This is a genomic window from Paraglaciecola sp. MB-3u-78 (genome assembly GCF_002835935.1).
GTDB lineage: Bacteria > Pseudomonadota > Gammaproteobacteria > Enterobacterales > Alteromonadaceae > Paraglaciecola.
On record NZ_PJCF01000081.1, the window covers coordinates 1 to 244 of the forward strand.

The window sequence follows — 244 nt, forward strand, 5'->3', positions numbered from 1 at the left end:
ACCTGAACTGACTGAAATCACCGAGGCTGTGCCTGCTATGGTAGACTTGGCAGGCAATCCTGTGGTGCCAAGAGATACCACCTTTACCTCGGCCAATGGCCCTGACGTTGTTAATCCTACCCGGCTGCTTATCAGTGTGCTCGATAACGCCGTCGACGTGCCTACCAATCCTGTTATTGAGTCACTGTTTAATGAGCCCATTGACCCTGTTAGTATTACTTCGGCCATCCGTTTGTACGATACT

Annotated in this window: 1 protein-coding gene; it reads left to right on the forward strand. The window is 50.4% G+C overall.

The genetic code is table 11. The features are described from left to right. On the forward strand, positions 1-244 hold a 244-nt coding region (locus CXF95_RS26395; RefSeq protein WP_157828267.1), incomplete at both ends, for a hypothetical protein.